The 15,275-nt window shown below is 75.3% G+C and carries 8 protein-coding genes and 3 pseudogenes; 10 read left to right on the top strand and 1 reads right to left on the bottom strand.

What is annotated here, in order from left to right; genetic code table 11:
- The first annotated feature begins 192 nt into the window (after positions 1 to 192).
- The 9 genes and pseudogenes from OG982_RS11590 (at position 193) to OG982_RS11550 (ending at position 11,489) form a co-directional block, all read left to right on the top strand.
- Positions 193 to 1,374, top strand: coding sequence for a DUF3344 domain-containing protein (locus tag OG982_RS11590; RefSeq protein WP_266948474.1), 1,182 nt, complete (start codon positions 193 to 195; stop codon positions 1,372 to 1,374).
- Positions 1,375 to 1,468: 94 nt separating this feature from the next.
- Complete coding sequence (locus tag OG982_RS11585) at positions 1,469 to 2,626, top strand: glycosyltransferase (protein ID WP_266792016.1); 1,158 nt, start codon at positions 1,469 to 1,471, stop codon at positions 2,624 to 2,626.
- Between the two features lie 2 nt (positions 2,627 to 2,628).
- Positions 2,629 to 4,133 (top strand): annotated as a pseudogene (locus OG982_RS11580) (sugar transferase).
- 2 nt (positions 4,134 to 4,135) lie between these two features.
- The gene (locus tag OG982_RS11575) at positions 4,136 to 5,500 is read left to right on the top strand and encodes an O-antigen ligase (RefSeq protein ID WP_266787673.1); all 1,365 of its coding nucleotides are present in this window, start codon (positions 4,136 to 4,138) and stop codon (positions 5,498 to 5,500) included.
- A 204-nt stretch (positions 5,501 to 5,704) separates the two neighbouring features.
- Positions 5,705 to 7,408 (top strand): lipid II flippase MurJ, encoded by a 1,704-nt coding sequence (gene murJ / locus OG982_RS11570; RefSeq protein ID WP_323139249.1) that lies wholly within the window; start codon positions 5,705 to 5,707, stop codon positions 7,406 to 7,408.
- Positions 7,398 to 8,177 carry a polysaccharide deacetylase family protein gene (locus OG982_RS11565; RefSeq protein ID WP_266787677.1) on the top strand — a complete coding sequence of 260 codons (780 nt, stop codon included), beginning with the start codon at positions 7,398 to 7,400 and terminating at the stop codon, positions 8,175 to 8,177. The genes murJ and OG982_RS11565 overlap by 11 nt, the downstream gene beginning before the upstream one ends.
- A gap of 14 nt (positions 8,178 to 8,191) precedes the next feature.
- Positions 8,192 to 9,301 (top strand): annotated as a pseudogene (locus OG982_RS11560) (glycosyltransferase); the annotation flags it as partial.
- Positions 9,302 to 9,630: 329 nt separating this feature from the next.
- Positions 9,631 to 10,350 (top strand): lipopolysaccharide biosynthesis protein, encoded by a 720-nt coding sequence (locus OG982_RS11555; RefSeq protein ID WP_266787679.1) that lies wholly within the window; start codon positions 9,631 to 9,633, stop codon positions 10,348 to 10,350.
- Positions 10,347 to 11,489 (top strand): GNAT family N-acetyltransferase, encoded by a 1,143-nt coding sequence (locus tag OG982_RS11550; protein WP_266787681.1) that lies wholly within the window; start codon positions 10,347 to 10,349, stop codon positions 11,487 to 11,489. Before OG982_RS11555 ends, OG982_RS11550 begins: the two co-directional genes overlap by 4 nt.
- Positions 11,490 to 12,145: 656 nt before the next feature.
- Here the strand turns inward: OG982_RS11550 and OG982_RS11545 are convergent.
- Positions 12,146 to 13,297, bottom strand: a pseudogene (locus OG982_RS11545) (glycoside hydrolase family 26 protein); the annotation flags it as partial.
- A gap of 294 nt (positions 13,298 to 13,591) precedes the next feature.
- On the opposite strand from OG982_RS11545, the gene OG982_RS11540 reads away from it, so the two are divergent.
- Positions 13,592 to 15,124, top strand: coding sequence for an ATP-grasp domain-containing protein (locus OG982_RS11540; RefSeq protein WP_323139248.1), 1,533 nt, complete (start codon positions 13,592 to 13,594; stop codon positions 15,122 to 15,124).
- Positions 15,125 to 15,275: the final 151 nt, after the last annotated feature.

Genomic DNA, 15,275 nt, shown 5'->3' with positions numbered 1-15,275 from the left:
CCGGGCGCCGTCGGTCAGGCATTGAGGCGGCGGGCGGCGGGAGCCCGCACCGGGTTGCCGACCGGGACGCCGGGGACTCGCCGGTGAAGCCTCCGCTTTCCCATTCGGCTCGAACAATGGTGCATCGCATAACGACCCGCCCACTGCGGGGGTGCGTGCTATCGCCCAAAAGGCCGTACGTGCGAGTCCGGCGTGATTTCCCGCCCGAGTTCTGACAAAGTTCACTCCTGTTTTGTCCCCTTGATCGGAAATGGAGACAGGGTCATGGGTTCCTCCCGCAGAATCCTCGGCACGCTCGGTCTGCTGTCCTGCCTCACCCTTTCCGTGGACGTCCCGGCGGCCGGGGCCGCGGTCCCGCCCGCGCCGACGCAGCGGGAGGCCGTCCGGGTTCCCTTCACCCAGCGTTACCAGGCCGTGCAGCACGGCGGGCTGGTCCGGGCCTCCAACTCGGGCATCAGCTGCCGCCGCGAGGAGTCCCCGCAGGCCGAGCCGTGCGCCGAGGTGAAGAAGGGCGCGGCCGGCGTCAACAGCGACTTCGAGATGTTCTACAGCGAGGTCGACAAGGACCCCGACACCTACAACTCCACCCGGGCCGAGCTCAAGGTCCCGCAGGGCGCGACGGTCTCGTACGCCCGGCTGTACTGGGGCGGGAACCTGCGGGTGGGCGAGCAGAAGCCGCCGGAGGACAACGGCCGGGTGCTGGTCGCCGAGCCGGGCGGCGCGTACAAGGAAGTGCTGGCCGACACCGTCGTCGGGCACAAGAGCGACGCGGGCAGCGACGCCTACCAGGCCTCGGCGGACGTGACCCCGCTGGTGCGCAAGGGTGGCGCCGGGATGTGGACGGTGGCGCAGCTGAACATCGCCATGGGCCACTCCGAGGTGGGCGCCTGGGGCGGCTGGACGCTGGTCGTGGCGTACGAGCACCCGCAGGAGCCGGTGCGCCGGCTGTCGCTGTGGGACGGGTTCGAGGGGCTCGCCGCGGGCGCCGGGGAGGCGGCGGGCGAGACGGTGGAGATCGCCGGCCTGGACGCCCGGCCCGGGTCTTCGGGCAAGGCTGGGGTGGTCGCGTACGACGGGGACCGGGGGACCCTCGGGGACTCACTCACGGTGACCGCCGACAGTGGCCGTCGGGTGAGTCTCAGCGACGGAGAAAATCCTTTCGACGACGTCATGAATTCCACGATCACGGAATTCGGACAGAACGCCTTCGTGCGACAGCCTGATCATATGAATAATCTCGGATATGACGCGGACGTGTTCGATCTGAGTCCCGCCCTGTCCGGTGGTGCCCGCAGCCTGAACTTCAAGTTCGCGGGCGAAAGTCAGGGTCATTTCCTCGGTGTGCTCTTCGTTCAGACAGACGCGCGCCGCTGAACGCAGGAGACCACTCCACGTGCCGACTAACCGTTCGAAAGCCTCGCGAGAGGCTCCAGCTCCGCAAGACGCCGCGGCGGACGCCCCGCGTCCGCTGACCGTCCTCCACCTCGTGCAGCCCGTGGAGGGCGGCGTCGCCCGGGTCGTCGTCGACCTCGTGCGCGGCCAGTCCGCCGCCGGGCTGCGGGCCGTCGTCGGCTGCCCGCCCGGCGGAGGGCTCGCCGACGCCGCCCGGGAGGCCGGCGCCGAGGTGTTCGCCTGGCGGGCCGGACGTGCCCCCGGGCCCGCGCTCGCCGCCGAAGTGCCAGGCGCCCGGCGGCTGGTCCGCCGCGTCCGGCCCGACGTCCTGCACGCCCACAGTGCCAAGGCGGGCCTCGCCGGGCGGCTCGCCGTACGCGGCGCCGTGCCCACCGTCTTCCAGCCGCACGCCTGGTCCTTCGACGCCGTCGGCGGCGCCACCGCCGCTCTCGCGCTGCGCTGGGAGCGGTACGGGGTCCGTTGGGCCGACCGGGTGCTCTGTGTCAGCGAGGCCGAACGCCGGGCCGGCGAGAGCGAGGGGATCCACGCCCGCTGGACGGTGATCCGCAACGGCGTGGACCTCGAACACTTCCGCCCCGCGGCCCCCGACCGGGACCACGACCGGGCCCTGGCCCGTGCCGAACTCCCGCTGCCCGCCGCCTTCCGGGGCGACGGGCCGCTCGTCGTCTGCGTCGGCCGGCTCTGCCCGCAAAAGGGCCAGGACGTGCTGCTCCGGGCCTGGCCGGAGCTGCTGGGCACGGTCCCGGACGCCCGCCTCGCCCTCGTCGGCGACGGGCCCGACACGGAGGCGCTGCGCCGCGCCGCACCACCCGGGGTGCTCTTCGCCGGAGCCGCCCGGGACATCCGACCGTGGCTTCGGGCCGCCGATCTCGTTGTACTGCCGTCGCGGTGGGAGGGCATGGCGCTCGCCCCGCTCGAAGCCATGGCCTGTGGTCGCCCGGTCCTGGTCTCCGACGTCAGCGGCGCCCGGGAGAGCCTGCCGCCCGGCCAGGCACGACTGTGCCTGGTGCCGCCGGAGGACCCGACGGCGCTGGCCAAGGGCCTGGGCCGGCTGCTCACCGAGCCGCGCCTGCTCGCCGAACTCGGGGAGCAGGCCCGGCAGCACGCCCGGACCGACTTCGACGTGCGGCGGACCACGGACGCGGTCACCGGCCTGTACTACGAACTGCTGGGCAGGCCCCGTCCCTTGAACCAGGAGCGCATCAGCCGATGACGATGGACAGCGCACCCGCCCGGCACACGGGGCAGGGCGGTACGGGGCCGGCCGGCGGCAGCGCCGGCAACACCACCGCCGTCCGCCGTTCCGTGACCGCCATCCACCCCCCGCGCCGGCCCCGGGCCGACCAGGCCCGGCCCGCCGTCCGGCCGCGGCGGATCCGCCGGCGCGGCGGGGCCGCCCGCTGCTGGCCGCCGACGCGCTGGCCGTCGTCCTCACCACGGCCGCCCTGCCCGGGCTCGGCCTGCCGGCCGAGGCGGCCGCGCCGGTCGCCGTACTCCTCACCGCGCTGCACGCGCAGGCCGGGCTGTACCGGCCGCGGCTCGCGCCCTCCGCGCTCCTCGAACTGCCCGCGCTGGCCGGGCGGGCCGCCGTGCTGTGGTGCGGCGCCGCCGCCGTCGTGGCCGCCGTCCGGCCCGGCCAGGCGCTCGGCTGGAGCGCCCTGCTCACCGCCGTCTGCCTCCAGGTCGTCCTGGCGTGCGCGGGCCGCGGGCTCGTGAACACGGCCCGCCGCCGCTCCGCCGTCCGCAGGCCCGCCTCCGTCCTCGTCGTCGGATCCGGGGAGGGTGCGAGCGCGGTCGCCGCCGCCCTGCACGGACGCCGCGAGTACGGGCTGCGGCCCGTCGGGATCGCCGGCTCCGCCGCCGACGGCGAGAACGCCCAGATGCCGGTCCTCGCCACCCACGAGGACATCCGCCGCGCGGTCATCCAGAACTCCGTCCGGGAGGCGGTGTTCACCCGTCCGCCCGAGGCCGACGAGCGCACCGCCTCGCTGGTCCGGCTCTTCCACGACCACGGCTGCCGGCTCTGGCTCGCCGACCCGGCCGGCACCGCAAAGGTGACCGGCATGCGGGTCGCCCAGCCCGCCGACCAGCTGTGGGGGTACGCCGTACAGCCGCTGCTGCCGCGCCCGTCCCGGCCCGTCGAGCGCTGGGTGAAGCGGGCCATCGACGGGGTGCTCGCCGCGGTCGCGCTGATCGCCGCAGCGCCCGTGATGGGCCTGTGCGCCCTGGCCGTACGGCTCTCCGACGGGCCCGGGGTGATCTTCCGGCAGGAGCGGGTCGGCCTGTACGGGCGCCCCTTCACGCTGCTGAAGTTCCGTACCCTGCGCGCCGACGAGCACGAGTCCGCCACCCGCTGGACGGTCGCCGGGGACCGCCGGATGAGCCCGGTCGGCTCCTTCCTGCGCAAGTCCTCGCTGGACGAGCTGCCGCAGCTGTGGAACGTCGTACGGGGGGACATGAGCCTGGTCGGACCCCGGCCCGAACGGCCGTTCTTCGTCGCCAAGTTCAGCACCGTCCACCCCGGCTACGAGGCCCGCCACCGGATGCCCGTCGGCATCACCGGGCTCGCCCAGATCAACGGCCTGCGCGGGGACACCTCGATCGAGGACCGGGCCCGCTTCGACAACCACTACATCGACACCTGGTCGCTGTGGCAGGACCTGTGGATCCTCGCCCGCACCGCGGCCTCGTTCTTCCGCTTCCGGCTCGGGGGGAGCTGACCATGAGCCTCGCACTGTCAGGGACGTGGGGCCGGCCCGTGCTCGCGGGGGCGCTGCGCCGGCACTGGCCGCTGCTGCCGCTCGCCGGCACCGTCCTGTTGCTCCTCGCACCGCTGCCGGCCGGTGACGCCACCGCCTCGGGCAAGGTCGGGCCGGCCGACGCAGCCTCGCTGCTGCTGGTCTTCGTCTGCGCCCTCCAGGCGCTACGGGGCCGGGTGCGGGCCCTGAGCCCGCTGGGCGCGTTCGTGCTCGGGCTGCCCGCCGTCGGGCTCGCGGTGGCGACGGTGACCGCGGGCGATCCGTACGCGGCGCTGCCCGGTTTCGTGCGCTACCTCCAGGTGTTCGTGCTCGTCCCGGCGGCGGTGGTGCTGCTGGTGCGCGACGCGCGGGAGTTCCGGATCGCCGCCGGGTGCTTCGTGGTGCTGGCGCTGTTCCAGGGCGCGGTGGGGGTGCTCCAGTACGCGACCCACACCGGGGCCTCCTACCAGGGCGAGGACATCCGGGCCGTCGGGACCTTCGGCCCCGGTGACGTGATGGGCATGGCCACGGTCGTGGCGTACGGGCTGGTCGTCGCGACGGCGGCGGCGCTGGCGCCGGGCCTGTCGCAGCGGGTCCGGCGGATCGCCGGGAGCTGCGCGCTGGTGCTGGTGGTGCCGCTGGTGCTGTCGTTCAGCCGGGGCTCGTGGATCGCGACGCTCGGCGCGGCGGTGCTGGTGATGGCCATGGCCGGGATCCGGCGGGCCCTGAAGGTGCTGGTGGCACTCGGCGCGGCCGGTGTGGTGCTGGTGGGCGGGTTCGGGATCGGCTCCGAGATGGTGGCGGAGCGGCTGACCTCGATCACGCAGGTCTCCAGCGCGCCGGACCAGTCGGTGACCGACCGCTACACGATGTGGGCCGCCGCCGAGTCGATGTGGCGCGAGCGGCCCGCGGCCGGGGTGGGCCTCAAGGGCTTCCCGGCCCACCGCGACGGGCACTCCTCGCTGGCGCTGTCCTCCGGCAGCGACACCGCCGGCGCGGGCCAGGCCTACCTGCGCCAGCCGCTGCTGTCCCCGCACAACATGTACCTGCTGATCCTCAGCGAGCAGGGGCTGATCGGGCTGGTCGCGCTGGCGGGCGGCTGGGCGGCGCTGCTGGTGGCGGGGCTGCGGCGGTACGCCGACGGCTCCGCGCGCGGGATCCGGGACTGCGGGCTGGTCGCGATCGGGATGTTCGTGTGGCAGCTGACGGACTTCCTCTACGCGGACATCGGGGGGCCGTCCACCGTCCTGACCGGGGTGATCATCGGACTCGCCGCGTGGTGGGCGCTGCCTTCGCCGGGTGGGGACTGCCTCACCGGGCGCGCCGCCGCGGGTGCGGACGGCCGGTGACGGACACGACGCCCTGGCGGCGGCCCGCGGCCGCGGCGACCGAAGTCGCCGCGGCTGCGGGCCGTACCCACGCCCGCCCGAGCCGGCCCCGGCGCGCCCCCGGTCCTCCCGACCGCGGCCGCGCCGGACTCGGCCCGGCCGTCGGTCCTGCCGGGCGGAGCGTCCGCTCACTCGGGTGCCGCCGGGGACTCCGTCCGGCCGTCGGTGTTGCAGACCGGCGCCGCGGGCCGTGCGAAGGCGTCGGCGGCGGGCGTCCGGCGGACCGATGCGGGGCCGGGGAGCGGCGGGAACGCGCCCGCGCCGCTCGGGCGGTTCCTCGCCAAGGCCGCCGCCGTCACCGCCGGGCTCACCGCCGCCGGGGCGTTGTTCGGGCTGGTCCGGGACCAGACCATCGCCCACCTCTTCGGCGCCGGGCACGACAGCGACTCGTTCCTGATCGCCTGGACCGTCCCCGAGATGGCCTCGACGCTGCTGATCGAGGACGCCATGGCGCTGCTGATGGTGCCCGCCTTCAGCCACGCCCTGGCCCGGCGGGCCGCCAGCCGCGCCGGGCTCACCCGCAAGGAGGCCCGCGCCCAGGACCCCGTACGCCTCCTCGTCGGCGCGACGCTGCCCCGCCTCGTCGTGCTCCTGGCCGCGGTGGCCTCCGTACTCGTCGTCGCCGCGCCGCTCGTCGTCGGCGTGCTCGCGCCCGGCCTGCCCGATCCCGGGCTGGCCGTCGAGTGCACCCGGATGACCGCGCTGACCGTGCTGTCCTTCGGCATCGCCGGATACTTCAGCGCCGCCCTGCGGGCCCACCGCTCCTTCCTGCCACCCGCCGCGATCTACGTCTCGTACAACGTCGGCATCATCGCCACGATGGTCGCCCTGCACGCCGTGTGGGGCGTGCGGGCCGCCGCCGCTGGGGTCGCCGTCGGCGGGCTGCTGATGGTCCTCGTCCAACTACCCGCGTTCATCCGCAACGTGGGCTTCGGGCCGCCGCGCGCCCAGGGCGCCCCGCGCTTCCAACGGGACCGGGACCGGCCCACCCTGATCGCCTTCGGGCTGATCGCCCCCGTCATCTTCTTCGCCGTCTTCCGGCAGTCGCAGGTCCTGGTCGAGCGGTTCCTCGCCGCCTCGCTGCCCCCCGGCGCCATCTCGCACCTCAACTACGCGCAGAAGGTCGCGCAGATGCCGATGGTGCTGTCCCTGATGATCTGCACCGTCACCTTCCCGGTCGTGGCCCAGGCCATGGCCGGCGGGGAGCGCGAGAAGGCCCGCCGGCGCGTCGAGCAGGACCTCGCGCTCGCCTCCCTCGCCGTACTGATGGGCACCGCGCTCGTCATCGGGTACGCGCCGCAGATCATCCAGGTGCTCTTCGAGCGGGGCGCCTTCACCCACCAGGACACCCTCGCCACCGCCTCCGTCATGCGGGTCTACAGCCTCGGGCTGCTCGGCCACTGCCTCGTCGGGGCCCTGTCCCGGCCCTTCTTCTCGACCGCCCGGCCCACCTGGTTCCCGGCGCTCGCGATGGGCGCCGGGCTCCTCGTCAACATCGTCGCCGGAGCCTTCGCCGTCCGCTGGTGGGGGACGTACGGCATCGCCGCCGCCAACGCGGCCGGCATCTCCACCACCGCCGCCCTGCTGCTCACCGGACTCGGCTCGCGGATCATCGCAATCCAGGTCCGCCGGGTCGCCGTCAGCATCGCCCGGCTGGCGGTATCCGCCCTCGCCGCCTGCGTCACCGGGTGGATCGCCGGGCCGATGATCCCCGACCCGCTGCTGAGCGCGGCGCTCGGCTGCCTGCTGGTCCCGGCCATGTTCGGGGCCACCGGGACGGCCATACGGGCCCTTGAGGTCATCGCCCTGCCCAGCCAGATCGCCCAGCTCACCTCCCAGCTCACCCAGAGGTTCCGCAATGTCCGCTGACACCGACACGGCGCCCGCCGCCGTGGGGGTACCCACCCGCCGGTCCGCGTCCCCGTGGGTCCTGATGTACCACTCGGTCGCCGAGTTCACCGATCCCGCCGAGGACCCGTACGGCATCACCGTCACCCCGGCCGTGCTGGAGGCCCAGCTGCTGTGGCTGCGCTCCAGGGGCTTGCGCGGGGTCTCCGTCGGCGAGCTCCTTCGGGCGCGCGCGGCCGGGCGGGGGGCCGGGCTCGTCGGGCTCACCTTCGACGACGGCTACACCGACTACCTGACCCGCGCGCTGCCGCTGCTGCGCCGCTACGGCTGCACCTCCACCCTGTTCGTGCTGCCCGGGAGGCTCGGCGTGGACAACGTCTGGGACCCGCTGGGGCCGCGCAAGTCGCTGCTCACCGCCGAGGGCATCCGCGAAGTCGCCGCCGCCGGGCAGGAGATCGGCTCGCACGGGCTGCTGCACCAGGACCTCACCGCCGCGCCCGACGACGTGCTCCAGCAGGAGCTGCGGGGCAGCCGGGAGCTGCTGCGCGAGCTGACCGGGACGCTGCCGGAGGGCTTCTGCTACCCGTACGGGCACCTCGACGCCCGGGTCGTCGACGCGACGCGCGCCGCCGGGTACGGGTACGCCTGCGCGATCGACCCCGGGCGGCTCGCGGGCCCGCACGCCCTGCCCCGTACGCACGTCAGCCAGGCGGACGGCGCCGCGCGGCTGCGGATCAAGCAGGTGCGCCACCAGGTGCGGGAGATGCGGCGGGGGGTGAAGCACGGATGACCGCCCTGAAGTCGGTGCGGGCGCTGCACGTCATCACCGGGCTGGGGGTCGGCGGCGCCGAGCAGCAACTGCGCCTGCTGCTGCGGCACATGCCGATGAGCTGCGACGTCCTGACGCTGACGAACCCCGGGGCGGTGGCCGAGGGGCTGCGGGCCGACGGGGTCCGCGTGGTGAACCTCGGGATGCGGGGCAACCGCGACCTGGGGGCGCTGCCGAGGCTGGTGACGTTCATCCGGCGCGGGCAGTACGACCTGGTGCACACGCACCTGTACCGGGCCTGCGTGTACGGGCGCCTCGCGGCGCGCCTGGCGGGCGTGAGCGCGACGGTGGCCACCGAACACTCGCTCGGCGAGGGCGAGATCGAGGGTCGGCCGCTGTCGCGCGGGGTCCGGGCGCTGTACCTGGGGAGCGAGCGGCTGGGCGCGGCGACGGTCGCGGTGTCGGACACGGTCGCGGCCCGCCTGGAGGGCTGGGGCGTCCCGGCGGCGCGGGTGCACGTGGTGCCGAACGGGATCGAGGCCGTCCGGTTCCGCTTCGACGAGGGCGTACGGCGGGCCACCCGGGCCCGCACCGGGCTGCCGGAGCGCGCGTTCGTGGTGGGCGGGGTCGGCCGGCTGGTGCCGGGCAAGCGGTTCGACGTCCTGGTACGGGCGGTGGCGGCGCTGCCGGGCGCCCACCTGCTGATCGCGGGGGACGGGCCGGAGCGGGCCACGCTGCGCCGGCTCGCCGCCGAACTCGGGGCGCAGAGCCGGATCCACCTGCTGGGGGAGCGGGACCCGCTGGGCGACAGCGCGGACGGCCGCACCGCCGGGATCCCGGCGCTGCTCGCGGCGATGGACGTGTTCGTGTCGCCGTCGCGGGAGGAGGCGTTCGGCCTGGCCGTGGTGGAGGCCCTGGCCGCCGGGCTGCCCGTCCTGCACGTCACCTGCCCGGCGATCGACGACCTGCCGGCCGCGCAGGCGCCGGGCGCGCGGCGGATCGGGACGGGCACGGAGGAACTGGTCGCGGCCCTGCGCGGCCACATGGAAGCGGGCGCCCGGCGCCTGCCGCAGCCCCCCGTGGTCCGCCGCTACGACATCACCCGCACCGCCGAGCAGCTCCTCGACGTCTACGCCCACGCCCTGGCGCCCCCTCCGCTCCCCGCCCGCGCGCTGTCCGCGCCCACCCCCCGACGCCCCCTGTCCGCCGCCCCGCCGGCCTCCGCGGGCGCCGAGCCGACCGGGTCGGGCCGGGACCGCGCCCCGGACCCCGCCGGCCAGGGCTCCGCCGGGGCCGGGGATGACGCCGGGGCGGCCCCGCTGTCCGGTGGGGGGCCGGCCTGTGGCGTGGGAGGCCGGGCGCGGCCGGACGAACCCGGGCCGCCGGGCGCCGAATACCTGCCGGGCGCGCCGCAGGCGACCGGCTGATCCGTCTCGAAGGAACCTCCCCCTCCACCCAGGAAGTGAGCACGCACATGGCCGACACCGCCGACCAGAAGAAGTCCGACCACCGCCGCCGGGCCAGGCTGCTGGCGCCGCCCGCCTGGTGGCCCCTGCCCGCCGTCGCCCTGCTCGGGCTGGCAGCGGGCGGGGCGTACGGGGTGCTCAAGGCACCCGAGTACGCCGCCACCAGCTACGTCGTCGCCGTCCCGGACGACACCACCGAGCCGGCCACCGCCCTCGGCTTCGCCCAGGCCTACGCCCGCATCGCCACCAGCAGTTCCACCCTCGCGTACGCCCAGCCCCGCGCGGGCCTCAGCGCCCAGAAGCTCCGTACGCAGGTCCGCGCCGAGACGTCCCCCGAGTCCCCGATGATCGCCATCACGGGGACGTCCAAGAGCCCGGCCGAGGCCGCCGACATCGCCAACGCGGTTGCCGACGCGCTCTCGCTGAGCAGCAACCAGGCCGCCAAGAACACCGGTGTGCAGCTGCTGCTGTTCAACCAGGCCGTCGCCCCCGCCGCCCCGGCCTCGCCGTCCGCCCCCGTCAGCGGAGCCGTCGGGCTGTGCGCCGGCGGGCTGCTCGGCGGGCTGTGGATGCTGGCGCGCCCCCGCCGCCGCCCGCAGGAGGCCGGCGACGAGACGCCCGCCGCGAAGACGCCCGCGGCGGATTCGCCCGCTGCCGTGGAGGAGTACGCCTCGCTGCCCGCGCAGGGCGAGCACTCCGAGACCAAGGAGAAGGAGTCCGTGCGATGACGACGGGCTCCGCCGGGGCCCTGTCGGTGACGCTGTGCCGCGACCCCCGGCAGTTCGCCGCGCTGGAGGAGCCGTGGAACCGGCTCCTGCGCGGCTGCCCCACCGCCACCCCCTTCCAGAGCCACGCCTGGCTCCACTCCTGGTGGCTGTCCTACGGCCGCGACGGCCGGCTCCGCATCGTGCTCGTGCGGCGCGGCGAGGAACTGGTCGGCGCCGCCGCGCTGATGCTCGTACACCGGCCGCTGCCGCTGCTGGTGCCGCTCGGCGGCGGGATCACCGACTACTTCGACGTGCTGGTGGCCGCCGGGCACGCCGACCAGGTCGTCCCGGCGCTGGCCCGCGGCCTGCACCGGGCCGCCCGGGGTGCGGTCGTCGACCTGCGCGAGGTCCGCCCCGGGGCCGCCGCCGAGGCCGTGTTCGAGGCCTGGCCGGGGGCGCGGAGCAAGCTGGCCGACTCCACCTGCATGGAGCTGCCCGCGCTGCCGTTCGACGAGCTGGTCAAGCGGATGCCGGGCTCCGGCGCCCAGCGGGTGCGGGCCAAGCTGCGCAAGACCGACGCCGCCGGCATCGAGGAGCGCGAGGTCACCGAGCAGGAGGTGCCGCGCGCCGTACGGACGCTGCTGCGGCTGCACGAGAAGCAGTGGCGCGGCCGCGGGGTGACCCCGGAGCACCTCAAGCCGCGCTTCGCCGAGCACCTGACCCGCGCCACCCGGCGGATGGTGCGGGCCGGCGAGGCCCGGCTGACCGAGTTCCGGCTCGACGGGAAGGTGATGGCGGCCAACGTCACGCTGCTGTCGGCCGCGCTGAGCGGCGGCTACCTGTACGGGGCCGACCCGGATCTGCGGGCCAGGAAGGTGGACGTGGCGACGCTGCTGCTGCGCTACGAGGCCGGCAAGGCGCTCGCGGAGGACCGCCCGGTGGTGAGCTTCCTGCGCGGCAACGAGCCGTACAAGAACCACTGGCGGCCCGAGACGATCGTCAACCAGCGGTTCCTGCTGGCCACGAGCGCGCTCGCGCCCCTGCTGCGGCTGCACGAGTCGCAGGTGACGGGGCGCGAGCGGGCGGTGGACGCGCTGCGCGAGACGCTGCCGGCCGCCCGGGACTGGCGGGCCAGGCTGAACGAACTGCGCGTGCGATGAGCCGGCCCCTGCCGGGAGGTGAACCGGAACCGCAACTGGCCCTGGAACTAGAACGGCCAGAAGCCGGAGTCCTTGCCCCAGTCGAACCGCACGCAGAGCGACTGCGTGCCGACCAGCTTGGAGAGCCACTCGCCGAAGTTGAGCGGCAGGCACCACTGCGTGCTGTTGGGGGCCGGCGGCGCCGTCGGCACGGGCTCCGGCTTGGGCACGACCGGAGTCGGGCTCGGGCTCGGGACCGGGCTGGGGCTGGCGCTCGGGCGGGGGCTCGGGCTCGGGCTCTCGGACGAGGGCACGGGGACGGGGACGGGGGTCTCGACCGGGTCGGGGGTGACGGGGCTCGGCTCGGCCGGGCTCGGCACGACCGGCGCGGGGCTGACAGGAGCCGGCGCCTCCGGGCTCGGGACCTGCGGGCTGGGGGCCTGCGGGCTGGGTGTGACCGGGCTCGGGCTGACCGGGCTCGGGCTCACCGGGCTCGGCTTGACGGGGCTCGGGCTCACCGGGACCGGGATCTCCGGGCTGGGGACCGCCGGCGAGGGTACGGGCACCGGGACCTCGGGGATGGGGACCACCGGGCTCGGGCTCGGGCTGACCGGGCTGGGGCTGACCGGGCTCGGGGTCACGGGCGCCGGGACCTCCGGGGTCGGGAGCAGCGGCGAGGGCGTCGGGACGACCGGCGACGGAGTCGGGATCTGCGGAGTCGGGATCTGCGGGGTCGGCACCACGGGCGTCGGGACGACCGGCGTGGGCACGACCGGGGTCGGGACCACCGGGGTCGGGACGACCGGCGTGGGGACCACCGGCGTGGGGATCACCGGGCCCGGCCGGTCCGGGGTCAGCGCGTCGCGGAACGCCTCCGAGGAGCGCGGGTTCTGCTTGCACTGCCACACGCCGTGCGGGCAGTAGTCGGTGATGGTGTGGTAGACCGGCCGGTGCTGCTCGATCCACTTCAGCATGCGCCGCACGTACTCCGGGTTGTCCCCGCGCCGGAACAGCCCCCACTCCGGGTACGAGATCGCTTTGCCGTGCGCCTTCGCGAAGTCCACGTGCTGCTGGAGCCCGTAAGGCTGGGACACCTGGTCGTCGAAGTCCCGGCCCGGGCCCTGGTCGTAGGAGTCCATGCCGATGATGTCGACGACGTCGTCGCCCGGGTAGCACTCGGTCCAGCCGATCGCGTCCTTCCCCCGGTTGGGGGCGAAGTCGAACTTGAACTCCTGCCCCGGCACGGAGCGCATCGTCGTGACGACCCGCCGCCAGTACGCCTTCCAGTTCTCCGGGTCCGGCGCACACCGGTGGGTGTAGGTGACGCCGTTCATCTCCCAGCCCAGCACGATCACCGTGTCCGGGACGCCCAGGTCCACGAGCCGCTCGGCGAGCTTGCGGAAGTGCCGGTCGTACGCGCCGTCCGCGCCCGCCCTGATCAGCTGGGCCACCTGGTAGTCGGGCACCCGGCCCTCGTTGCGTTCCTGCATGGGCACGTTGAGGACGAACATCCGGTCGTCCTCGGCCTGGCGCCACTCGGCCCAGTCCTCCAGGAAGCTGACGTTCCCCTCGATGCCGGCCCAGCGGTCGCCGGGCAGATAGGTGTGCCCGACCCGGATCTCCTTGCCGCCCAGCCAGCGCGAGAGGGACGGGATCCGGGCGATCCCGGGCGGCCCGTAGTCGAGGTACGCGCCCATGGCGATGTCGGTGCCCCTGCCGTCCTTGCCCTCGCCTTCGTCGGGCGCCGCCAGCGCGGCGCCGGTGGCGAGGAGTCCGGCGGTGACCGTACCGACGCAGGTGCTCGCCAGTCGGCGGCGTGGTCTGGGCATGGCGTCTCCCGAGCTTTCCTGAATCGGTGTGCTTGTCGAAGACGTTAGGCATCAGATCTGATGAACGGCCTGTTCGGTGACCGCCGCATAGGCCATTCGCAGGTGCGCATCCTCCCCGCTTGGTCCGACTAGGTGAAAGACACCGCTTCCATGCACGCGTTCGGCAACCTTGTGCCTGCTGTTCTGCTCCGACTCGATCGCAATCCGTTCCACCACGGGACCCTCGGCGCCGTCAGATCCCTTGGGCGCAAGGGCGTGGAAGTGCATGCCGTCGTCGAGGCCGGGGGTGGCCCCATGGGGCGTTCGCGGTATCTGCGCGCCGTGCACGCGGGTCCTGACGGGGGATCGGACGGGCTGGATCCCGATGCGCCGGAGGCGCTGCTCGAATGCCTGGTCGGCGTCTCGGAGCGGATCGGCCGGCCGGCGGTCCTCGTCGCGATGGACGACCTGAGCGCGATCGCCGTCGCCCGGATCGCTCCGATGCTGGGCGAGCGGTTCCGGATCCCCCATCAGCCGGACGGGCTGCCGGCGCGGGTGGCCGACAAGGCGGAGCTGTCGCGGCTGTGCGCGCGGTGGGACATCCCGCACCCGGAGACGGTGATCCCGGCGAGCGGGGCGGAGGCGGCGGAGGCCGCGTGGCGGCTGGGGCTGCCGGCGGTCGCCAAATGGAGCCGGCCCTGGCTGCTGCCGGCGGGTTCGGGCCTGCGCAGCACCACCCTCGTGCACACCGCCGCCGAGGCGCGGCGGCTGTACGAGCGGTCCGCCGAGGCGGGCAGCAGGCTGCTGCTCCAGCGCTTCCTGCCGGCCGGGCCGGACACCGACTGGTTCTTCCACGGGGCGTTCGCGCGGGGCGGGCACCCGCTGCTGGCCGGGTCGGGGCGCAAGGAGCTGTCCTGGCCGGTACGGACGGGGCTGACGGCGGTGGGGCGCTGGCTGCCGGATCCGGCGGTGGAGGAGGCGGGGCTGAGGATCGCCGAACGGCTGGGCTACCAGGGGATCCTGGACCTCGACTTCCGCCGGGACGAGCGGGGGTGCTTCCGGCTGGTGGACTTCAACCCGCGCCCGGGGGCGCAGTTCCGGCTGTTCACGGACGCGGCCGGGCTGGACGTCGTCCAGGCGATGTACCTGGATCTGACGGGGCAGCGTGTCCCGGAGCCGGTGCCGTGGCCGGGGCGGGTGTTCCTCGCGGAGAACTACGCGCTGTTGGCGGCGGTACGGGGCCGCCAACTGCCGTTCCGCCGCGAGCCGTCGACGCCCGCCGCCCGACCGCCGGCTGCCCACCCCGCCCCGGAACAGCCCACCCCGGCCGTCCCGTCGGTCCGCCGCCCGACCCCACCCGAATCCACCCCCGCCCCGGCGCCCGGGCCGCCGCCCCAGACCGACACCGCGGCCGGGCCTGCGGCCGGCACCGGGTCCGGGTCCGGGGCAGGACTGGCGGCCGGGGCCGGCGGCGGGACCGCTGCTGGGGCGGCCGCCCGGGCCGGCGCCGGGGGGCGGGGTTCGGGTTCGGCGCGTGAAGGGGCGCGGGTGGTCGTGCGGGGGGAGCGGGGGCGGGTCGAGGCGGCGTGGTTCGCCACCGACGACCTGATGCCGTTCCTGGCGATGCTGGCCGCGTTCCTGGGGCGGGGCGCGGGGAAGGGCGCGCGGGTGCTGAGGCGGGTTCCGGCGCACGGCCGGCGCACGGCCCGTGCCGTGGTGCGCGCCCCGCGCCAGCGTGCCCGCGACGTGACCCCGCCACCCCCGCCCGCCACATCCGCTCCGCCCGCTCCGTCCGCGTCGCCGCCCCCGGCCGCGGCGGCCGAGCCCGACGAGCTGGTCACTCGGTGACCGGCCGGGACCCGGCGGGCTGATCCGGCCGGCTCCCCCGGCACCGGCGGCCCAGCCGGGCGAGCCGGTGACTCGCTGACCGGTCCCGACCCGGCGGCGCCGATCCCGCCGGCCCCGCCCCGGCCAGGGCGTCCGAAGCGTGAGGAGCCGG

Source organism: Streptomyces sp. NBC_01551, assembly GCF_026339935.1.
In the GTDB taxonomy this organism is placed as follows: Bacteria; Actinomycetota; Actinomycetes; order Streptomycetales; family Streptomycetaceae; genus Streptomyces.
The sequence above is the reverse complement of the archived record's forward strand: the minus strand, read 5'-3'. Positions and strand labels throughout refer to the sequence as shown.